At 62.8% G+C, this 21,529-nt stretch carries 18 protein-coding genes; 10 read left to right on the top strand and 8 right to left on the bottom strand.

Features of this window, described 5'->3' with window-relative positions:
• Positions 1-34: 34 nt before the first annotated feature.
• Positions 35-616, bottom strand: coding sequence for a GNAT family N-acetyltransferase (locus tag VNZ93_RS07995; RefSeq protein ID WP_325702610.1), 582 nt, complete (start codon positions 614-616; stop codon positions 35-37).
• Positions 617-880: 264 nt separating this feature from the next.
• Here VNZ93_RS07995 and zapE point away from each other — a divergent pair, with 264 nt between their 5' ends.
• Positions 881-2,056 carry a cell division protein ZapE gene (gene zapE / locus VNZ93_RS07990; RefSeq protein ID WP_325702607.1) on the top strand — a complete coding sequence of 392 codons (1,176 nt, stop codon included), beginning with the start codon at positions 881-883 and terminating at the stop codon, positions 2,054-2,056.
• Between the two features lie 9 nt (positions 2,057-2,065).
• Here zapE and VNZ93_RS07985 read toward each other — a convergent pair whose 3' ends face one another.
• Both VNZ93_RS07985 and VNZ93_RS07980 read right to left on the bottom strand, forming a co-directional pair.
• Positions 2,066-2,755, bottom strand: coding sequence for a hypothetical protein (locus VNZ93_RS07985; protein WP_325702669.1), 690 nt, complete (start codon positions 2,753-2,755; stop codon positions 2,066-2,068).
• Positions 2,755-4,035, bottom strand: coding sequence for a DUF2254 domain-containing protein (locus VNZ93_RS07980; RefSeq protein WP_325702604.1), 1,281 nt, complete (start codon positions 4,033-4,035; stop codon positions 2,755-2,757). The genes VNZ93_RS07985 and VNZ93_RS07980 overlap by 1 nt, the downstream gene beginning before the upstream one ends.
• A gap of 409 nt (positions 4,036-4,444) precedes the next feature.
• On the opposite strand from VNZ93_RS07980, the gene mdh reads away from it, so the two are divergent.
• The 6 genes from mdh (at position 4,445) to lpdA (ending at position 14,019) form a co-directional block, all read left to right on the top strand.
• Positions 4,445-5,410: a malate dehydrogenase gene (gene mdh / locus VNZ93_RS07975; protein ID WP_325702601.1), complete on the top strand. Its 966-nt coding sequence runs from the start codon at positions 4,445-4,447 to the stop codon at positions 5,408-5,410.
• Between the two features lie 145 nt (positions 5,411-5,555).
• Entirely contained in the window at positions 5,556-6,728 is a 1,173-nt protein-coding gene (sucC, locus tag VNZ93_RS07970; protein WP_325702598.1) for an ADP-forming succinate--CoA ligase subunit beta, read from the top strand.
• Positions 6,729-6,947: 219 nt separating this feature from the next.
• Entirely contained in the window at positions 6,948-7,832 is an 885-nt protein-coding gene (gene sucD, locus VNZ93_RS07965) for a succinate--CoA ligase subunit alpha (RefSeq protein WP_325702595.1), read from the top strand.
• A 294-nt stretch (positions 7,833-8,126) separates the two neighbouring features.
• A complete protein-coding gene (locus tag VNZ93_RS07960; protein WP_325702592.1) occupies positions 8,127-11,087 on the top strand; it encodes a 2-oxoglutarate dehydrogenase E1 component in 2,961 nt (986 codons plus the stop codon).
• 143 nt (positions 11,088-11,230) lie between these two features.
• A complete protein-coding gene (gene odhB, locus VNZ93_RS07955; protein WP_325702589.1) occupies positions 11,231-12,463 on the top strand; it encodes a 2-oxoglutarate dehydrogenase complex dihydrolipoyllysine-residue succinyltransferase in 1,233 nt (410 codons plus the stop codon).
• A 155-nt stretch (positions 12,464-12,618) separates the two neighbouring features.
• Positions 12,619-14,019: a dihydrolipoyl dehydrogenase gene (gene lpdA / locus VNZ93_RS07950; RefSeq protein WP_325702586.1), complete on the top strand. Its 1,401-nt coding sequence runs from the start codon at positions 12,619-12,621 to the stop codon at positions 14,017-14,019.
• A gap of 19 nt (positions 14,020-14,038) precedes the next feature.
• On the opposite strand, the gene VNZ93_RS07945 is transcribed toward lpdA, so the two are convergent.
• A complete protein-coding gene (locus VNZ93_RS07945) occupies positions 14,039-14,665 on the bottom strand; it encodes a pyridoxamine 5'-phosphate oxidase family protein (RefSeq protein ID WP_325702583.1) in 627 nt (208 codons plus the stop codon).
• Between the two features lie 97 nt (positions 14,666-14,762).
• Between VNZ93_RS07945 and VNZ93_RS07940 the strand changes: the two genes are divergently transcribed.
• Complete coding sequence (locus tag VNZ93_RS07940) at positions 14,763-15,680, top strand: LysR family transcriptional regulator (protein ID WP_325702667.1); 918 nt, start codon at positions 14,763-14,765, stop codon at positions 15,678-15,680.
• Between the two features lie 59 nt (positions 15,681-15,739).
• Positions 15,740-16,507: a 3-oxoacyl-ACP reductase family protein gene (locus VNZ93_RS07935; protein WP_325702580.1), complete on the top strand. Its 768-nt coding sequence runs from the start codon at positions 15,740-15,742 to the stop codon at positions 16,505-16,507.
• A gap of 40 nt (positions 16,508-16,547) precedes the next feature.
• Here the strand turns inward: VNZ93_RS07935 and VNZ93_RS07930 are convergent, their stop codons facing one another.
• The 4 genes from VNZ93_RS07930 to VNZ93_RS07915 form a co-directional block, all read right to left on the bottom strand.
• The gene (locus VNZ93_RS07930) at positions 16,548-16,787 is read right to left on the bottom strand and encodes a hypothetical protein (RefSeq protein ID WP_325702577.1); all 240 of its coding nucleotides are present in this window, start codon (positions 16,785-16,787) and stop codon (positions 16,548-16,550) included.
• A gap of 67 nt (positions 16,788-16,854) precedes the next feature.
• Positions 16,855-17,307, bottom strand: a complete 453-nt coding sequence (locus tag VNZ93_RS07925; RefSeq protein ID WP_325702574.1) for a hypothetical protein — start codon at positions 17,305-17,307, stop codon at positions 16,855-16,857.
• Between the two features lie 55 nt (positions 17,308-17,362).
• The gene (locus VNZ93_RS07920; protein WP_325702571.1) at positions 17,363-18,016 is read right to left on the bottom strand and encodes a DUF4337 domain-containing protein; all 654 of its coding nucleotides are present in this window, start codon (positions 18,014-18,016) and stop codon (positions 17,363-17,365) included.
• A gap of 138 nt (positions 18,017-18,154) precedes the next feature.
• The gene (locus VNZ93_RS07915) at positions 18,155-19,108 is read right to left on the bottom strand and encodes a tyrosine recombinase XerC (RefSeq protein ID WP_325702568.1); all 954 of its coding nucleotides are present in this window, start codon (positions 19,106-19,108) and stop codon (positions 18,155-18,157) included.
• A 69-nt stretch (positions 19,109-19,177) separates the two neighbouring features.
• Here VNZ93_RS07915 and VNZ93_RS07910 point away from each other — a divergent pair, with 69 nt between their 5' ends.
• Positions 19,178-21,349 carry a primosomal protein N' gene (locus VNZ93_RS07910; RefSeq protein ID WP_325702566.1) on the top strand — a complete coding sequence of 724 codons (2,172 nt, stop codon included), beginning with the start codon at positions 19,178-19,180 and terminating at the stop codon, positions 21,347-21,349.
• The last annotated feature ends 180 nt before the right edge of the window (positions 21,350-21,529 follow it).

Here is a 21,529-nt window from a genome sequence, read left to right as displayed (position 1 = left end):
GATTGCGCCCGCAAACGATACTGGCTGGTTAACGTCAGGTTGCCTTGAACAGGCGGGATTGCGCGTCCAGGATAGCTGTTGCGAAACCCTGTCCGTCCGAGACGAGTTCCCGAACCACCGACAATGGCGTCGGGTGAGGGGCTTCCACCTCGGCGACGACGTTGCCGAAGTCGAAGCTCAGGTCGGCGTCGAATTTCTGTGCGAGCTGCTGCATCCGGCGGTTGTTGGCGAGGCACGCCATGTGCAGATGCGCGATTCCGCGATTGCGCGCCGTCAGCAGCGTGCGTTCCAGCAGCGCCGAACCGACCCCGTGGCCTTGCCACTCGTTCTCGACGCTGAAGGCGGCCTCCGCCTTTTTGGTGAAGCGTCCGCCGATGGGGCGCAATTCGGCCGCGCCGCGCAGTTTCCCGTCGACGAAGAAGCCGTGCACGATGGCATCGAGCCACATGGAGGTGTCGACATAGTTGCGGATGTAGGCGTCCGACACGCCGCCGCCGAACCGGCGATGGCGGCTTTCCGGATCGAGCCGCAGCAAATGATCCCGGTACTTGTACGCTTCGCCGATCCACATCTTGCGGATCAGGCCTCCGCCGGGAAGCGGATCGAGTGCAGTCATCTGGTCTCCTGACAGTTGTGCCGAAGACCCTCCTCTCGTCCCTCCCAAGACGTCGCCGGGGTGCTCTTTCCAGCCCCCGCAGCCACGCTATTTAATGCTGCGATGCAGCATTTTTAAGACCGGACCAAGCCCCAATTTCAGGCAGTTGGGGCCGATCGGGTCGGCGCGGCCACTAAAACCTTCGTCAGCCGCACGCACCTCGCCTTGCAGGCTGCGCCCCGTGGCGGTTATGCCTCGCTTCCGCTTTTGCCCGCCTGATACCGCATGACTTCATCCATCAGCGACCGCTACGCCGCCTTGATCGCGGACGGCGCCATTTCGACCGATGCAGCGCAAGCCGCTGCCGTCGAAAAGCTTGCTGCCCTGGAGGACCGGCTTGCCGACCACAAGCGCGCGGCAAAATCCTCCTCGCTCGGCTGGCTGTTCGGCAACCGCGAGAAGCGGGCGCCGCTCAAGGGTCTGTACATCCACGGCAAGGTTGGGCGCGGCAAGACCATGCTGATGGATCTGTTTTTCGATTCGAGCCGCACGGCGAAGAAGCGGCGCGTGCACTTCCACGAATTCATGTCGGAGGTGCATGAGCGCATCCACGACTATCGGAAGAGGGCGAAAGCCGGCGAAATCCCCGACGAGGACGCGATCGTCCTGACTGCGAATGCGATCGCGGACGATGCCGAATTGCTTTGCTTCGACGAGTTTCACGTCACGGATATTGCCGACGCGATGATCCTCGGTCGCCTGTTCACGCAATTCTTCAACCGCGGAACGGTCGTCGTGGCGACGTCGAACGTCGCGCCGGACGATCTCTACCAGGGTGGGCTCAATCGCGCGCAGTTTCTGCCGTTTATCAAGCTGCTGCTCGAGAAGGTCGATGTCGTGCGTCTCGATGCGCGCACCGATTTTCGGTTGGAAAAGCTGGTCAAGGGCCGCGTCTGGTATGTGCCCGCCGACGCTCAGGCCGATCGCGATCTCGATGAAGCCTGGTCGCGCCTCACGCTCGGACAGCAAGGCGCGCCGCAGGAGCTGACGGTGAAGGGACACAAGCTGCGGGTGCCGCTGGCTGCGGTCGGCGCGGCGCGCTTCTCGTTCCCCGATCTCTGCGTTCTGCCGCTCGGCTCGGCAGATTTTCTCCGGCTGGCGCACGAATATCATACGCTGGTCATCGACCGCATTCCGGTGATGCATTTCGCCCAGCGCAACGAGGCCAAGCGCTTCATCCTTCTGATCGATTCGCTTTACGACAATGCGGTGAAGCTGATTGCGTCCGCGGACGCGCCACCGCACGAACTCTATGTTGCGGACGAGGGGCTGGAGCTGTTCGAATTCCAGCGCACGGTCTCTCGCCTCATCGAGATGGGCTCGCAGAGCTACCTCGCGCTTCCGCACGGCCCGCGCCGCGACGTCGATACGGTCAAGAGCGGGCAGATCATCGATACGTGAGGGCGACAATCAAGCCCGCGGCGGCCCGCGATAATTGTCGATCAGGATCGCGACGCTGATTGTCAGGACCCACAGCGGCAGCACGATGATCGTCCATGTGGACACATAACTGCCGACGAGAAGGACGGCCGCCAGCCCATAGCCGAGGATCGCAATCCATCGCGGCGCGATCCGGGTGTAGATCACGACCGTTGACGTCGACACCATGAAGACCGTCGCGACCTTGGCGGCATAGACATTGACCAGAATGAACGCGGTCGCGCGGGCGAAATAAAAGGTCGGCGTTCCGGCGAGGTTGTGTGGTCCCATCGCGGCGCCGGCCAGGATCAAAGCGCCGACAAGCGATGCTGCGGTAAACAACATTCCGAGAAACAGCAGCGAGCTTCCGAAAAAGACGGTGGCGAAGAAGCGGTCCTCCTTCGCGCCAAGCCGGTCCCGCAGCACACCGATGAACCAAAGAAACGCGATGCCCGCGAACGGAATGAGGTTCAGGGCGAAGGCGGCGCGCCGCCAATCCTCCGCGAGCCAATCGCCGCCTTCGGTCGGGCTGCCCGGCACCGCGCTACGCAACAGCACGAAGATCGCGATGAGCAATATCGCAAACACTATTCCGGCGATTGCCGCAGCCTTGGGCGTGTTCAGCTGAGCGCCAGTAGACGGCGGGGCTTTTGCTGCATCGTTGGTCGTGGGGGCGGGCATCACGTAGCCACGCCGGAGCGGCCGCCGAGCCCTTGCGGATCGCCGATCCGTGCAAGCGCGAGGTCTTCCGGATATGGAAATTTCTGTTCGATCTCGCGGTCGAGCAGCGTCAGTTCCAATGCGATGGCGGGCAGCCGGTGTGCCGGAAGAGTTCGCAGCAGGTTGTCGAACATCGCGCGCAGCCGCCGCACCACCTGCAAATTGTCGGAGCCGCAACGCCGAATCTCGCGGAAGGACAGGTGAACCAGATCTTCCCAGTTCGGCGTCCGGACGATGACGCGCAGCCCGCTGTTCCTGTCGCGCAGTTCGTCGGTGTGAAGATGTTTCATGCCTGCCGACCGGAGCAGGCGATGAAGCTGGTCAATCGCGATGACCGCGGTGGTGGGATCGTTGATCGCCGGCGAAAGCGCCCGCAACGCGATATCGACCACGATGCGGAACGCGAAGGTCGGGTCCTGTTCCATGGTGCGCTCCGATCCGAACTCGACCGCATCGCGCAGCCTGGTTTCATCGATGGCGCCGCGGCCGTAGATCAGGAACAGATCTTCATCGACCGCGACAAAGTCTCCGACCTGCGGAGCGAATTCGATCACGGCATCGAGGCGCTCGGCTTCGGCCATCAGCACGGGCGTATCCACCGACAGTACGATGCCGGACTTCTCGCGGTGAGCGATGACCGCGTTGGGCTCGCCGAGTGCTTCCCGTGCGCTTTTCGGCGTGACCGCGTCATGGCCGCGCTCGGGATAAACCGCGGCGAGGACCTCGAGCCCCCTGTTGCCGACATGCGACAGGACGCTGACCGGACGCAGCAGTCGCGATGCATGGTCGATCAGGAAGAAGAACGCGGCAAAACACACAATGCCGAGCGCGGCCGCAACGAAAGCCGGCAATTGCTGCACAGAGGCGCCGACCCGATTCTGGGTACTGACTGAAAACAGCAACGTGAAGATGAACAGGCCGACGCAGTACTTGATCGTGCGGTCGCTGAGCAGGGTGGTCGCAATGATCCGCGGCGTGAGTTGCGCACTGGCCACCTGAACCGCGACCAGCAGCGAGCCGAAAGTGAACACCAGGAAGGACAGGTTCGCCGCGATGATGGCGTCGTACATTGCCTTTGCGCCGGACGCATCGAGGCCGAGCAGCGTCCAGCTCAGGCGGTCGTCGAGTTCATGGACGACGCGGACCGCGATCAGTTCGAGCGGGATGGTGACGAACGGGATGAACCAGATCGAAGATCCGATGCGATGACCCAGCCTTCGGAGCATCCTCAGCACATGCATTTGCGCCTCGTGCTGGATCTAACATCAGATGGGCGCGGCCCGGTCGCGCGTGCCTTGGTGTAGGCCGCCGATACTTTGGGATGGCCATGGGGCGGTCCATGGGGCGGTCTATGGGGCGGTCTGGCCGTCCGCGGGGCAGGACCTGGCGGACGCTCTCCGCGTTCCGCTTCCAGCCTTGGTTGAATCATTCGCAGGCGCAGCATCTAAGGTGCGCCGCAACGCCGAATTTTGTATGCTTTTGCGGTCCTGGCCCTTGGCAAGCCCGAGTTCGCTGGAATAATGTATATCAGCAGCGAGAATGAACCATGCGTTGTTCGCCCTTCGCAACCTTGTCGCCAACGGCGGGACACGATAACCACCGCGCGGCCGCGCTTCCGCGGCCTCTCCAGGCATAAAGGTTCATCTTCTCATGGCGCGTCCCAAGATTGCATTGATCGGCTCCGGTCAGATCGGCGGAACGCTCGCCCACCTCATCGGATTGCGTGAGCTCGGCGACGTTGTGATGTTCGACATCGCGGAAGGCATTCCGCAGGGCAAATCCCTCGATATTGCGCAGTCGTCGCCGGTCGACGGCTTCGATGCGCGGATGTCGGGCACCAATTCTTACGACGCCCTTGAGGGCGCCTCGGTCTGCATCGTGACCGCCGGCGTGCCGCGCAAGCCCGGCATGAGCCGCGACGATCTGCTCGGCATCAACCTCAAGGTGATGGAGCAGGTCGGCACGGGCATCAAGAAATACGCCCCGAACGCGTTTGTCATCTGCATCACCAATCCGCTCGATGCGATGGTGTGGGCCCTGCAGAAATATTCGGGCCTGCCGAAGAACATGGTGGTCGGCATGGCGGGCGTGCTCGATTCCGCACGCTTCCGCTATTTCCTTGCCGATGAATTCAACGTCTCGGTCGAGGACGTGACCGCGTTCGTGCTAGGCGGTCATGGCGACACGATGGTGCCGCTGGTTCGCTACTCCACCGTCGCCGGCATTCCGCTGCCCGATCTGATCAAGATGGGCTGGACGACCGAGAAGCGGCTGGACGAGATCGTGATCCGCACCCGCAATGGCGGCGCGGAGATCGTCAATCTGCTCAAGACCGGCTCGGCCTTCTATGCGCCGGCATCCTCCGCCATCGCGATGGCCGAGAGCTATCTGAAGGACAAGAAACGCGTGTTGCCGTGTGCCGCCTGGCTGAATGGCGAATACGGCGTGAAGGACATGTATGTCGGCGTGCCGGTCGTGATTGGCGCCAAGGGCGTCGAGCGCGTGGTCGAAATCGATCTGTCCTCGTCCGAGCGTGAAATGTTCGACAAGTCGGCGCTGTCGGTCCAGCAGCTCGTCGACGCGTGCAAGAACATCGCGCCTGACTTGAAGAAGTAAGTCTCGTGTTCCGGCGGCGGCGCGGTGGAAAGCGCCGCACCGCCGATCCGGAGCGCGTCGCGAAGGGGAATGTGTTCCGGCTCCGCAACGCATCGTGATGCAGTCGCGATGCCCGGGGGCGAAGAGGTTGGGAGCTGAGCGTCGAATGAACATCCACGAATATCAGGCCAAGGCCGTTCTGCGTGACTTCGGCGTTCCGGTGCCCAAGGGCATTCCCGCCTTCACCGTCGACGAGGCGATGAAGGCCGCCGCCGAACTGCCCGGACCGGTCTGGGTGGTGAAGGCTCAGATCCATGCCGGCGGCCGCGGCAAGGCGGGTGGCGTGAAAGTCGTGAAGTCGCTCGACGACGTGAAGGCGGAATCGACCCGCATTCTCGGCTCGACGCTCGTTACGCATCAGACCGGGCCGAAGGGCAAGCAGGTCAACCGGCTCTATATCGAGGACGGCTCTGCGATCGCGAAGGAATTCTACCTCTCGATGCTGGTCGATCGCGTGACGTCGCGCGTCGCGATCGTCACCTCGACCGAAGGCGGCATGGACATCGAGGCGGTCGCGCACGACACGCCGGAGAAAATCCTCACCATCACGATCGATCCCGCCACCGGCATCATGCCACATCACGTGCGCAACGTGTCGAAGGCCCTGGGCCTCGATGCCGACCTCGCCAAGCAGATGGGCGCTCTGCTGCCCAAGCTGTATAAGGCCTTCGTCGACAAAGACATGAGCATGCTCGAGATCAATCCGCTGGTTGTCACCAAGGACAACAAGCTGCTCTGCCTCGACGCCAAGATCGGCTTCGACGGCAATGCGCTCTATCGGCATCCCGACATCGCCGAGTTGCGCGATGAGACAGAAGAGGACGCGAAGGAAATCGAAGCCTCGAAATACGATCTCAATTATATCGCGCTCGACGGCTCGATCGGCTGCATGGTCAACGGCGCGGGCCTTGCGATGGCGACCATGGACATCATCAAGCTCTATGGCTCCGAGCCCGCGAACTTCCTCGATGTCGGCGGCTCCGCCACCAAGGAAAAGGTAACGGCCGCGTTCAAGATCATCACCTCGGATCCGACGGTGAAGGGCATCCTCGTCAACATCTTCGGCGGCATCATGAAGTGCGACATCATCGCCGAAGGTGTGGTCGCAGCCGTGAAGGACGTCGGCCTGAAGGTTCCGCTGGTCGTGCGTCTCGAAGGCACGAACGTCGATCTCGGCAAGAAGATCATCCGCGAATCCGGACTGAACGTGCTGCCGGCTGACGATCTCGACGACGCCGCGCAGAAGATTGTCGCCGCTGTGAAGAAGGCTGCCGCATAACAGGTCCGTAAAGGCTGAGTGGCGAAAAGCGAAAAGGTCCGATGTCAGTGGCAGTCAGGGGAGCGTCCGGTGATTGCTGTTACGCTTGGGACTCTTGGCGTCCTCGCTATGGTGGCTGCCGTGTTCATGTATCGTCTCCCATCGTCTGTGCCGACGTGACATCGGCAGGCATACCCACCATTACGATCTTTATTCCGCGTCATTGAAAGGCCGGTACTGATGTCCATCCTGATCGACAAGAACACCAAGGTCATCTGCCAGGGCTTTACCGGCAAGAACGGCACCTTCCATTCGGAACAGGCGATTGCCTACGGCACCAAGATGGTCGGCGGGACGTCGCCCGGCAAAGGCGGTACCACGCATCTCAATCTTCCGGTGTTCGACACGGTGCGCGAAGCGCGCGACAAGACCGGCGCCGACGCGAGCGTGATCTATGTCCCGCCGCCCGGTGCGGCCGACGCGATCTGCGAGGCGATCGATGCGGAGATCCCGCTGATCGTCTGCATCACTGAAGGCATCCCGGTGATGGACATGGTCAAGGTGAAGCGCTCGCTCTCCGGATCGAAGTCGCGCCTGATCGGACCGAACTGCCCTGGCGTGATGACGGCCGGCGAATGCAAGATCGGCATCATGCCGGGCAACATCTTCAAGCCCGGCACGGTCGGCATCGTGTCGCGCTCCGGCACGCTGACTTACGAAGCGGTGTTCCAGACCTCGCGCGAAGGTCTCGGTCAGACCACGGCCGTCGGTATCGGCGGCGATCCGGTCAAGGGCACGGAATTCATTGAAGTGCTGGAGATGTTCCTCGGCGACCCGAAGACCGAGTCGATCATCATGATCGGCGAGATCGGCGGTTCGGCCGAAGAGGACGCCGCGCAGTTCCTGAAGGACGAGGCGCGCAAGGGCCGCAAGAAGCCGATGGTCGGCTTCATCGCCGGCCGCACCGCGCCTCCCGGCCGCCGCATGGGCCATGCCGGCGCGATCATTTCCGGCGGCAAGGGCGATGCGGAATCCAAGATCGCCGCGATGGAATCGGCCGGTATCAAGGTGTCGCCGTCACCCGCCCGCGTCGGCAAGACTTTGGTCGAGGTATTGAAAGGTTAATCCCGCTCGCGAAAAGCTGATCGGGCGTTTGAACGTCAACTGCGGCCCGCGCTCTCCAGCGCGGGCCTTTTTATTTGAAATCAAACACTTAAATGAGATCTGTAAGCTGGCAAAGAAGTGAATCAAAACTCATTTCAATGTCATCTTATCGTGGCCGAACGATCCCTATGTCTGTAAAAGGGTCGCCGCCGGGACGCATTTTCCAGCCGAATCGACCCGAAATGGCCGCTGCCGGCGGTCAGACACTCACAAGCTATCGATCCAAGCGACGGATCCACGCCAGGACGGCCCGTTATGTCTCGTCAGGACGCGAACGCAGCTTTCGCCCTCACCTCTTTCCTCTACGGCGCCAACGCCGCGTATATCGAAGACCTCTATGCACGCTACGAAGCCGACCCGGCGTCGGTGGATGCGCAGTGGCAATCGTTCTTCCAGAGTCTGAAGGACGATCCGGCGAGCGTCACGAAAAGCGCGAAAGGCGCGTCGTGGAAGAAGCCCGGCTGGCCGCAGCTGTCCAACGGCGATCTGGTCGCCGCGCTCGACGGCAACTGGGCCGAGACCGAGAAGGTCATCTCCGACAAGATCAAGGGCAGGGCGCAGAAGGCCGGCGTCGAACTCTCTTCCTCGGATGTGCTGCAGGCGACGCGCGATTCGCTGCACGCGCTGATGCTGATCCGTGCGTACCGTATCCGCGGCCACTTCCATGCGAAGCTCGATCCGCTCGACCTCGAGCCGGAGAAGAACGAGGAGGAACTCGATCCGCGCACCTACGGCTTCACCGAAGCCGACATGGACCGCAAGATCTATCTCGACAAGGTGCTGGGCCTCGAATTCGGCACGATGCGCGAGATCATCGCGATCCTGCGCCGCACCTATTGCCAGACGCTCGGCGTCGAATTCATGCACATCTCCGATCCGCAGCAGAAGGCGTGGATCCAGGAGCGCATCGAAGGCAAGGACAAGGAAATCACCTTCACGCGCGAAGGCAAGCGCGCGATCCTGAACAAGCTCGTCGAAGCCGAAGGCTTCGAGAAATTCCTCGACGTCAAGTTCACCGGTACCAAGCGCTTCGGCCTCGATGGCGGCGAGTCGTTGATCCCCGCGCTTGAGCAGATCATCAAGCGCGGCGGCCAGCTCGGCGTGAAGGAGATCGTGTTCGGCATGGCGCATCGCGGCCGCCTGAACACGCTGACCCAGGTGATGGGTAAGCCGCATCGCGTGCTGTTCCACGAATTCAAGGGCGGCTCGGCCACGCCGGACGAAGTCGAAGGCTCGGGCGACGTGAAGTATCACCTAGGCGCATCGAGCGATCGCGAGTTCGACGGCAACAAGGTGCATCTGTCGCTGACGCCGAACCCCTCGCATCTGGAAATCGTCGATCCGGTCGTGCTTGGAAAGGTCCGCGCAAAGCAGGATCAGCTGGGTGCGACTCCTGACAATCGCACCATGGCGCTGCCGCTGCTGATCCATGGCGATGCGGCCTTTGCCGGACAGGGCGTGGTTGCGGAATGCTTCGGCCTGTCGGAGCTGAAGGGCTATCGCACCGGCGGCTCGCTGCATTTCATCGTCAACAACCAGATCGGCTTCACGACCTATCCGCGCTACTCGCGCTCGTCGCCCTATCCGTCGGATGTGGCGAAGATGATCGAGGCGCTGATCTTCCATGTGAATGGCGACGATCCGGAGGCGGTGGTGTTCGCGGCCAAGGTCGCGATCGAATATCGCCAGCGCTTCGCAAAGCCGGTCGTGATCGACATGTTCTGCTATCGGCGGTTCGGTCACAACGAAGGCGACGAGCCGGCGTTCACCCAGCCGCTGATGTATCAGAAGATCCGTCAGCATCCGTCGACGCTCGACATCTATGCCAAGAAGCTGATCGGCGAAGGCGTCGTCAACGAAGGCGAAGTCGAGAAGATGAAGGCCGACTGGCGCTCGCGGCTCGAAGCCGAGTTCGAGGCCGGGCAAGGCTACAAGCCGAACAAGGCGGACTGGCTGGACGGCCGCTGGTCTATCATCAAGGCTGGCACCGAGATCGACGATCCGCGCCGCGGCGTCACCGGGCTCGATCTGGCGAAGCTGAGAGAGATCGGCGAAAAGATCACCAAGGTTCCTGAGGACTTCCAGGTCCACCGCACGATCGCGCGCTTCCTTGAAAACCGGAAGAAAGCGATCGAGACCGGCCAGGGCATCGACTGGGCGACCGGCGAAGCGCTGGCTTTCTGCTCGCTCATGCTTGAGGGCCACCCGGTGCGGCTGTCCGGCCAGGACTCCGAGCGCGGCACCTTCTCGCAGCGCCATTCGGTGCTGTTCGATCAGCGGACCGAGGCGCGCTACACGCCGTTCAATCATCTGAGCGACAATCAGACCGCGCGCTACGAAGTGCTGAACTCGATGCTCTCCGAAGAGGCCGTGCTCGGTTACGAATACGGCTATTCGACCGCGGAGCCGAACGCTCTCGTGTTGTGGGAAGCCCAGTTCGGCGACTTCGCGAACGGCGCGCAGGTGGTATTCGATCAGTTCATCTCGTCGGCGGAGCGCAAGTGGCTGCGCATGTCCGGCCTCGTCTGCCTGCTGCCGCACGGCTACGAAGGGCAGGGGCCGGAGCATTCGTCCGCGCGTCTTGAGCGCTATCTGCAGATGTGCGCCGAAGACAACATGCAGGTCGCGAACTGCACGACGCCCGCGAACTACTTCCACATCCTGCGCCGGCAGCTGCGGCGCGAGATCCGCAAGCCTCTCATCCTGATGACGCCGAAATCCCTGCTGCGTCACAAGCGTGCGGTCTCGACCCTCGAGGAACTCGGCCCTGACACGACGTTCCATCGCGTGCTGTGGGACGACGCACAGGTGCTGAAGGATCAGAAGATCAAGCTGGTCGCCGACGACAAGATGCGTCGCGTGATCCTGTGCTCCGGCAAGGTCTATTATGACCTGTACGAGGAGCGCGAGAAACGCGGCATCGACGACATCTATCTGCTGCGCGTCGAACAGCTCTATCCGTTCCCGACCAAGGCACTCATCCACGACCTGTCACGCTTCAAGCAGGCGGAGATCGTGTGGTGTCAGGAAGAGCCGCGCAACATGGGCGCCTGGTTCTTCGTCGATACCTTCATCGAATGGGTGCTGAACCAGATTCAGGCCAAGCATAAGCGTGCGCGTTATGCGGGCCGTCCCGCGTCAGCCGCCACCGCGACCGGTCTGATGTCGAAACACAATGCGCAGCTGAAGCAGCTCCTCGACGAGGCGCTGGGTTAATCCGTTTGCATGCGTCATGCCCGGCCATAGCCGAAACGCCGATGTGCCGGGCATCCACGTCTTGATGCTTGTGTCGAGACGAGGACGTGGATGGCCGGGATAAGCCCGGCCATGACGAAGGAAAAATCTGAGAGACTGAAACAATGACTGAAATCCGCGTTCCCACTCTTGGCGAATCCGTCACCGAAGCGACCATCGGCAAGTGGTTCAAGAAGCCCGGCGATGCGGTTGCGGTCGACGAGCCGTTGGTCGAGCTCGAGACCGACAAGGTCACCATCGAGGTGCCTGCGCCGGCTGCGGGCGTGCTGTCGGATATCGCCGCCAAGGACGGCGAAACTGTCGCGGTTGGCGCGCTGCTCGGGGAGATCAAGGAAGGCGCGGGAGCCCCTGCGGCCAAGCCCGCTGCCGCCCCGGCTGCTGCGCCGGTCAAGTCCGCCCCGGTTGCGCCCGCACCCGCTGCGGCCCCGTCCGGCGACATGCCGGTCGCGCCGTCGGTCCGCAAGATGAGCGCAGAGTCGGGCGTTGATCCCGCCACTGTCGCAGGCTCGGGCAAGGACGGTCGCGTCACCAAGGGCGACATGATGGCCGCGATCGAGCGCGCCGCTTCCGCCCCGACTCCGGTCCCGTCACCCGCCGCCGCCGTTCAGGTACGGGCTCCGTCGCCCGCCGACGATGCAGCGCGCGAGGAGCGCGTGAAGATGACGCGGCTGCGCGCCACCATCGCGCGCCGCCTGAAGGACGCGCAGAACACGGCCGCCATGCTCACGACCTTCAACGAGGTCGACATGAAGGCGGTGATGGATCTGCGCAGCCACTACAAGGACGCCTTCGAGAAAAAGACCGGTGTGAAGCTCGGCTTCATGGGCTTCTTCGTGCGCGCCTGCGTGCAGGCGCTGAAGGACATCCCGGCGGTCAATGCCGAGATCGACGGCGGCGACATCATCTACAAGAACTATTATCACATCGGCGTCGCGGTCGGCACCGAGAAGGGCCTCGTCGTGCCGGTGATCCGCGATTGCGATCACAAGTCGCTGGCGCAGATCGAGAAGGACATCGCCGACGCCGGCAAGCGCGCGCGCGACGGCCAGCTCAAGATCGAAGAGATGCAGGGCGGCACGTTCACCATTTCGAATGGCGGCGTCTACGGCTCGCTGATGTCGACGCCGATCCTGAACGCACCGCAATCCGGCATTCTCGGCATGCACAAGATCCAGGAGCGTCCGGTTGCGATCGGCGGCAAGGTCGAGATCCGGCCGATGATGTATCTCGCGCTCTCCTACGATCACCGCATTGTCGACGGCCGCGAGGCTGTGACCTTCCTTGTGCGCGTGAAGGAAGTGCTGGAAGACCCGGCACGCCTGATTTTGGATCTTTAGTCCTTATCCTCCGTCATGGCCGGGCTTGTACCGGCCATCCACGTCTTTGAACTCAAGACGGAAGGCGTGGATGCCCGGTACATAGGCGTTTCGTAGAAACGCCGTTCTTCGAACGGCTGTGGCCAGGCATGACGATCGATAGTTTGGAGTCTCACATGTCCTACGATCTCATCGTTATCGGCACCGGCCCCGGCGGCTATGTCTGCGCCATCCGCGCGGCTCAGCTCGGCATGAAGGTGGCTGTGGTCGAAAAGCGCGCGACGCTTGGCGGCACCTGCCTGAATATCGGCTGCATTCCGTCGAAGGCTCTGCTGCATGCGTCCGAACTGTTCGAGGAAGCCGGCCACAGCTTCGCGAAGATGGGCATCGGCGTTTCGAAGCCCAAGCTCGATCTGAAGCAGATGCTGACCTTCAAGGACGAGGCCGTCGACGGAAACGTCAAGGGCGTCGAGTTCCTGATGAAGAAGAACAAGATCGATGTCGCGTTTGGCGCGGGGCGCATCACCGCGCCCGGCCAAGTCGAGGTGACGTCAACGGACGGCAAGGTTCAGACGCTGGAAACGAAGAACATCGTTATCGCGACCGGCTCCGATGTCACGAGGCTGAAGGGCATCGAGATCGACGAGAAGCGCGTTGTCTCTTCCACGGGTGCTTTGACTCTCGAAAAAGTCCCCGAGAAGCTTCTGGTCATCGGCGCCGGGGTGATCGGGCTCGAGCTCGGCTCGGTCTGGCGCCGGCTTGGCGCTCAGGTCACCGTGGTCGAATTCCTCGATCGCATTCTTCCGGGCATGGATTCGGAAGTCGCGCGCCAGTCGCAGCGGCTGTTCGAGAAGCAGGGCATGGCGTTCAAGCTCGGCTCGAAGGTCAGCGCCGTCGATACGTCAGGCAAGAAGCTCAAGGTGAAGGTCGAGCCGGCGAAGGGCGGCGATGCCGAGACCCTCGATGCGGATGTCGTGCTCGTCGCCATCGGCCGTGTGCCGTATATTGACGGCCTCGGCCTTGCGGAGGTTGGCGTCGCACTCGACGAGCGCAGCCGCGTCAAGACCGACGCGCATTTCGCGACCAATGTGCCGGGCATCTACGCGATCGGCGATGTGATCGCCGGGCCCATGCTCGCGCACAAGGCGGAGGACGAGGGCGTGGCCGTCGCCGAGATCCTCGCCGGGCAGGCCGGCCACGTGAATTACGATGTGATCCCCGCGGTCGTTTACACCTATCCGGAGGTGGCTTCGGTCGGCAAAACCGAGGAAGAGCTGAAGGCCGCGAACGTCGCGTATAATGTCGGCAAGTTTCCGTTCACCGCGAATGGCCGCGCAAAGGCCAATCAGCAGACCGAGGGCTTCGTCAAGATTCTGGCGGACGCGAAAAACGATCGCGTGCTCGGCGTGCATATCGTCGGCGCCGATGCCGGCAACATGATCGCGGAGGCGGCGGTCGCGATGGAGTTCGGCGCTGCGGCGGAAGACATCGCGCGCACATGTCACGCGCATCCGACACTTCCGGAGGCGGTGAAGGAAGCCGCGCTCGCCGTCGACAAGCGCGCCATCCATATGTGATCGGCACACCTTTGTGTGACTAATCCGGCTGCGCGGAGCCTTGCTCCCGCAGCCGTTTGTTTTCCGCCTCCAGAGCCTCAATCCGCTGCTGCAGCGCTCCGATCGCCTGCGCGACATCCGGCGCATCGAAGCGCTGCGTGATGTGTTGCGGACAATTCCAGTCGAACGCGTCGAGATGCAGAACGAAGGCGCGCTCTGCCTTGCCGCGATATCCCGGTGTTGAAAGCTTTTCCGCAAGGTCAGGATTGTCGGCGAGGCTCTTCACCTCGGCATGGGCGAAGATCTTCAGCCGTCGCCGGTTCGCGTAATCCATCAGGATCAGCGACACGCGCCCTTCGGCAGCAAGATTGCCGAGGCTGATATACTGGCGATTGCCGGCGAAGTCCGCGAACGCCAGTGTCCGGTCGTCGATCACGCGCAGGAATCCGCGCGGCCCGCCACGATGCTGGACATAGGGCCACCCGGTCTCCGACACCGTTGCCATGTAGAAGCTGTCGCGCTGGCCGATGAAGGCCTCTTCGCTCTCGGTCAGGCGGTCGAAGGTGCGGTGACCCTTGAAGTTCTCCCACAGGTGGGCGCTGCCGTTTTGCGCCTGCGCGGCCTTAACGCTGGGGGTGACCGCAATGTCCAGAAATCCGTAGGGCATGGCCTGGCTCCAATTTCCCTAGCCAGATAGCGCCTATTGGCCTGTGAAATAATCGGCCTATAATGAGAATAATTCTCTCGAATTATGAGAGGTCGATCTGGACCGTCTCGAAGCGATGTCGATCCTGTCTGCTGCCGTTGAAGCCGGAAGCTTCACCGCGGCAAGCCGCAGGCTGAGCGTGCCGCTGCCGACGGTCAGCCGCAAGATTGCGGATCTCGAAACGCATCTGAATGCACGCTTGCTGATCCGCACGACGCGGAAGCTGACACTCACCGACGCGGGCGAAGCGTATCTCGCGGCCGCACGAAAAATACTGGAGCAGGTGTCCGAGGCCGAACGTGCCGCCGCGGGCGAGTATCTGGCGCCGCGCGGCAATCTTGCAATCGCCGCCCCGATCGTGTTCGGCCGCCTGCATGTGCTGCCGATTGCGACCGCGTTTCTCGCCGACTTTCCGGACATTGATATCCAGTTCGTCCTCTCGGACCGGAACGCCGACCTGATCGAGGAACAGATCGACATGGCCGTACGGATCGGTCCTCTGGCGGATTCGAGCCTCGTCGCGGCGCGCGTCGGCGTCGTACGGTCCGTGGTTTGTGCGAGCCCGGCTTTTCTCAAGTCGCGAGGTCTGCCCAGAACGCCCGATGATCTTGCGGCTTTGCCCTGCATCACCTTCGGCTCGACTGCGGCGAATGCCTGGACCTTTTCGTCCAAGGGGCGAGGTGCACGCGCGATCCCGGTTCGGTCGCGGCTCGTCGTCAACACGGCCGAAGCCGCGATCGATGCCGCGATCGGCGGCGTCGGAATTGTGCGTGTCTTGTCCTACCAGGTGGCGTCAGCCGTGGCGGAACGCCGTTTGCGGATCGTGCTAGCCGATGACGAGCCGGAGCCTCTGCCGGTCCATCTCGTTTATCCGGCGCAAGCATCACATCCGCCGCTCAAGCTGCGCCGCTTCCTCGAGTTTGCCGCGCCACGGCTGAAGAAGACGCTTGCCGCAATCGAAAAACGCGTGGCTTAGTCGCTTTGTTCTTCCGCATCAGTGGGAAGGCATCAAAGTCGCATGTGACGGACGTGAAGATGGCTTCAAATCTCAACGGAAAGATCGCCCTTGTCACCGGCGCGGCCGGAGGGCTCGGTCAGGCTTTCGCACAACGGCTCGCGCGCGATGGCGCGCATGTCGTGCTGGTCGATATAAGGCCATGCGACGAGACTGTCCGGATGGTGGAGGAGGCCGGTCGCGAGGCGATGGCGGTCGTATGCGACATCACCTCGGAAGAATCCGTCGGCTATCTCGCCGTGGAAGTGGACGCGCGCTTCGGTCGCTGCGACGTCCTCGTCAACAACGCCGGCATCTATCCGATCCAGCCCTTCGACGAAGTGACCTTCGCAGATTGGCGGCGCGTGATGGCGCTCAATCTCGATGCGGTTTTCCTCGTGACGAAGGCTTTCGCGCCCGGAATGAAGCGGCGCGGCTGGGGCCGGATCATCAACGTGTCGTCGTCGACCCTGAATACCGTGGCGTCAGGCTACACCCACTACATCGCGAGCAAGGGGGGAGTCGTCGGCTTCACCCGCGCGCTCGCAACCGAGATGGGCAACCATGGGGTGACGGTGAATGCCATTTCGCCGAGCCTGACTCGCACGCCCGGAACCGAGGGACGTGCACCGCGGGCCGGACGTGCGAGCATGGACGAGGAATTTGAGCAGATCGCGAGGTTGCAGCCGATTCGACGGGTTCAGATGCCGGGCGATCTCACCGGCGTCGTATCGTTCCTGGCCAGTAACGATGCCGCCTTCATGACCGGCCAGACGCTCTACGTCGACGGCGGTATGGTGAGAGTGTAGTGCGCGCACACGCTGTCGCGGCGCGCAAAAATCTGCTTGGTCAGTGCGACCGCCACGGATAAGGCACGCGCAAATCGACCGGCGGATCGGACTTCATCGAAGGCGCATCGTCGACCGGGCTGAGCGCCGCCAGGGCCTCTTTCACGTCCTCGTTATCGAGCAACGCAGTAAGGCGCTTGAGCGCCCGCTCTTTCGACGCGGCTTTGTGCTCTGCGAGATCTTCGAGTTCCTGGCGCGCAAGCCTCACGGCTTCCGCCAATGCAACAACATGGTTTTTCATACGCTGACTCCCAACCAACCCAGAGATAATCACCGGGAAGGTCGTTCGCACGCACCACACGATTTTTTTATCCGGCGGAACAGGAGACCCGGCCCTTGAGAACCGTGGTCTTGCCGTCCGCGTCGGCTTTGGGAACGTCGAAAATGGTCAGCGCGTAGCCGCCGCGATAGGCATCCTCTTCGTCCTTTCGGGGCCATGCCTCGATGACGAGGTCGACGTAGCCGTGGAGTGCGCCGTCGCGCTCGCGATAGACGCGCAGTTTCAGGTTACGGCCGTCGAGCCATTGCTGGGTCAGATGTTCCTTCTCGAAGGTGACCTTGCGGAAATCCTTCGGAGCGCCGGGGGCAAGGATTTCGAGTTCGCCCTTGAAGCTGAAGAAGCCTTCGCCGACACCCCGGCTGATGCCGGCTTCCAGCTCGAGCTTCACCGTCTTGTCGCTCGCCTCGCAGCTTAAGCCCGCGCTGGCTTGCGCGGCGTTTGCGGCGAGCAGAAACAGGAGGGTGACGAAGAGGGTCCGCACGGAAATAGCCTTTTGCAGGAATACTGGCCAACGCAATCAGGGATTGCTGCAATCTTCAGAACAGGTGGACCAGGTGCGGCGCGAACAAGCCGATGCCCATAAAGCCAATGCCGACAAGGGCGAGGCCCACGGAGATATAGGTGAGCAGTAACATGCCGGTGATCACCGTCGCCGATGCAAGCACAATCGCAATCTGGAAGGCTGCCGACGCCACTTCGTAATGGTGATATTTCGCCAGCGCGTCATCGCGCTTCTTCTGCTCTTCGACGGCGCGGCGCGCGAGCTCGATCGTCCCCTCGCCCTTGCCGCCTCCGGCTTCCGGTTCGGAACGGTATCGCGCGGAGGTTTTCTCCCATTCCTGGATCTGTTTGGAGAGAGCCGCCTTGCGCGTGTCGTCGGAGGTCGCGGCGAGGTCGGCCTTCATCGCCTCGGATGCGACGATCGTATTCGTGCGACGGATCGTCTTGGCCTGGAAGAAATTCCACAGGTTCGAGGCTTCGATCTGATAGTTCAGCGCCGAGGTCTGGGCGCTTTTTCCGAGCGTTTCGGAAAAGGCAAGACACAGCGCGATGACTGCGATCAGAAGCGCGATCTTCTTATTCTGTGACAGGACATTATCACCGTCGCCCCCGGCGTGCTTGTGATGTTCGTCCTGGTGCTTGATCTCGTGTTCGACCTCGTGCTGGACCGCGTGGACGCCGTGGCTCATGGAAGACCCCTGAAAAAAGAGCCGGACGATGAACCTGACTGCGTTAATTCGCAAGTCTTCGGAAGACGGATAGCGGTGTCATATCAACGTCAAATCGCTGCGATGACGCCGGTTTGTCACTTGACTCGAACGGGAGTTTCAGGCGCGCGGATGGGCCGCGTTGTAGGCGTCGAGCAGCCGTTCCGTATCGACCGCGGTGTAAATCTGCGTGGTCGAAAGCGAAGCGTGACCCAGCAATTCCTGGATTGCGCGCAAGTCACCGCCGCGTGAGAGCAGATGCGTTGCGAAGGAATGGCGCAGCGCGTGCGGCGTCGCGGTGTCGGGCAGTCCGAGCGCGCCGCGCAGCCGCTCCATGGTGAGCTGAATGATGCGCGGCGACAGCGGCCCGCCCCTGGCGCCAACGAAGAGCGGGCCGTCGTCCGGCAGGTCGTAGGGGCAGAGCGCGATATAGTCGTGCACCATGGCGACCACGGCCGGCAGCACCGGGACCATGCGGGCCTTGTTGCCCTTGCCGATGACGGTGAGTGTGTCGCCCCTGCCCCGAGCGGGGATGTCGCGCGGCTTCAGGCTCAGCGCCTCTGCGATACGAAGCCCCGAGCCGTAGAGCAGCGCCAGCACGGCCGCATCGCGCGCGAAGATCCAGGGCTCGCGCTCCTCGCCCGCGCGCAGATCGGTATCGGAGAGACGCTTGGCCTGCGGCACGGCCAGCGGCTTCGGCAGCGTCTTCGGGATTTTCGGCGTCCGCACCGCGTTGAGCGCGCCGACCTTTCCCTTGCCGTTGCGCTCCAGGAAGCGCGTGAAGCTTCGTGTTCCCGCGAGCTGCCGCATCAGGGTGCGGGGGCCGATGCCCCTGGCTCTGCGCGCCGCCATAAAGGCGCGGACGTCCTGCGGCGAAAGTTCGGCAAGCTCGGCCAGCGAGGGCTGGCCGCCGAGGTGTTCCGACATAAATACCAGGAACTGGGTGACGTCGCGCTGATAGGCCTCGACGGTTTTGCGGGACATCCGCTTCTGGTCGCCGAGAAACGCCGACCATCGCAGAAATTCTGCGCGAATGTCGGCCGCGAATGGCAGATCATCGTCCTGTTCGGGCATAGTGACCTTATCTCACCGCCATCCTTCACCCTTCCTTAAGCGCCCGGAATCGGGTGAGTCTGCCCCTTCATGACGCAGAAAACCGTCGATGTGATCGTGCCGGTCGCGCTGGACCGGGCCTATACCTATCGCGTGCCGGCCGGCATGACGCTCGCCGCCGGCGACGTCGTGGCCGTGCCGCTTGGCCCCAACGAATATGCCGGCGTGGTGTGGGGCGAGGCCGCCCCCCGGCCCGGATTGCACAACAAGCTCAAGGACGTAGACGCCAAGCTCGACGTACCGCCGCTGCCGGAGGAATTGCGGCGCTTCATCGACTGGGTGGCGGATCACACGCTCGGCGCGCGCGGCACGGTCCTGTCCATGGCGCTGCGCATGGGCGCGCAGGGGCCGGGCCGCGAAAAGGTCGGCGTGCGGCTCGCGGGCCCGCCGCCGCAGCGCATGACGGCGGCAAGATCGCGTGTTCTCCGGGTGCTGGCCGAAGACGGGATGGCGCGCGCCAAGAGCGATCTCGCGCAGGAAGCCGGCGTCTCTGTCGGCGTGATCGACGGGCTGATCGACGAAGGCACGCTGGAAACGCTGGTCCTGCCGCCCGAGCCGGTCGCCTATCCGCCTGATCCCGCTTTCGTTTTGCCCGAACTGACGGAGGCTCAGGCGAAGGCCGCGGTCGCGCTGCGTGAGGCGGTGCGAAGCCGCGTCTTCTCGGCCTTCCTGGTCGATGGCGTCACCGGCTCCGGCAAGACCGAGGTCTATTTCGAGGCGGTTGCGGAGACCATTCGCCAGGGTCGTCAGTCGTTGATTTTGATGCCGGAAATCGCGCTGACGACGCAATTCCTGAACCGTTTCGAGCAGCGGTTCGGTGTGCGACCGGCGGAGTGGCATTCGCAGCTTCCGCCGCGCAAGCGCGCACGCACCTATGCGGCGCTCTGCTCCGGCGAAATCTCTGTCGTGGTCGGCGCGCGTTCGGCGCTGTTTCTGCCGTATCCGGATCTAGGTCTGATCATCGTCGATGAGGAACACGATCCCGCCTACAAGCAGGAAGACGGCGTGCATTATCACGCGCGCGACATGGCCGTGGTGCGCGCGCATGGCGCAAAAATTCCGGTGATCCTGTCGTCGGCCACTCCGTCGGTCGAGACCGAAGTCAATGCTCGTAGAAACCGTTATGCCCGGCTGAAATTGCCCGAGCGTTTCGGCGGTCAGCACCTGCCGCATGTCGAAGCCATTGATCTGCGCCGTGAAGGCCCCCCGCGCGGACGCTTCATCGCGCCGAGGCTCGCGGAAGCCGTGAGGTTCGCGCTGGAGAAGAAAGAGCAGGCACTGCTGTTCCTGAACCGGCGGGGCTACGCGCCGCTCACGCTCTGCCGCTCCTGCGGCTACCGGCTCGCCTGCCAGAATTGCGACGCCTGGCTGGTCGATCACAGGTTCAAGCGGCGATTGGTCTGTCATCACTGCGGCTTCTCGATGCCGCAGCCGCATGTGTGCCCGCAATGCAGCACGGCGGATTCGTTCGCCCCCGTCGGCCCCGGTGTCGAGCGCTTGCAGGAAGAAGCGGCGGCGCTGTTTCCGAATGCGCGCACCATCGTTCTCTCCAGCGACCTGATGGAATCGGTCGAGCGGCTGCGCGAAGAACTCGACGGCGTCGCCGAAGGCAAGTTCGATATCATCATCGGCACGCAACTCGTGGCGAAAGGCCATCACTTCCCGAAGCTCAATCTCGTCGGCATTGTCGACGCCGATCTCGGCCTTGCGAATGGCGATCCGCGCGCGGCTGAGCGCAGTTTCCAGCTGCTGCATCAGGTGTCGGGACGTGCCGGCCGCGAAGCCGGCCAGGGGCTCGGCTTCCTGCAGACGCATCAGCCCGAGCATCCGGTGATGCGCGCGTTGATTTCCGGCAATCGCGATGCGTTCTACGACACCGAGATCGCGCAGCGCGAGGCGACGGGCTATCCGCCATTCGGCCGGCTGGCCGCGCTGATCGTGTCCGGCGCCGACAAGCACGAAACCGAAAGCTATGCGAAGAAGCTCGCGGCGATGTCGCCGCTCGACGATCATGTGCGCGTGCTCGGGCCTGCGGAAGCGCCGCTCGCGGTGGTGCGCGGGCGCTATCGCTATCGTCTGCTGATCAAGTCGCCGCGCAGTTTCGACCTGTCGCATTATGTGCGCGGCTGGCTTAGCCACGCGCCGAAGACGCGGGGGAGCTTGAAGCTGGAAGTCGATATCGATCCGCAGAGTTTTTATTAGGATATCGCGTAGCGATGCTACCTCACCTCGATCCAGCCCTGCTTTGTTCGCTTGCCAACCACAACTTCCCCAATGATTTCATTTTTGCCGGGCCTAAAAACGAAACCCAAAAACCTCGACCTTAGGCCCAGCATGGACTTAGTTTCCGCACAGACTGCGAGCGCTGCTTTCGTTGGCGAG

The sequence above is a fragment of the Pseudorhodoplanes sp. genome, assembly GCF_035565795.1.
In the GTDB taxonomy this organism is placed as follows: domain Bacteria; phylum Pseudomonadota; class Alphaproteobacteria; order Rhizobiales; family Xanthobacteraceae; genus Pseudorhodoplanes.
The sequence above is the reverse complement of the archived record's forward strand: the minus strand, read 5'-3'. Positions and strand labels throughout refer to the sequence as shown.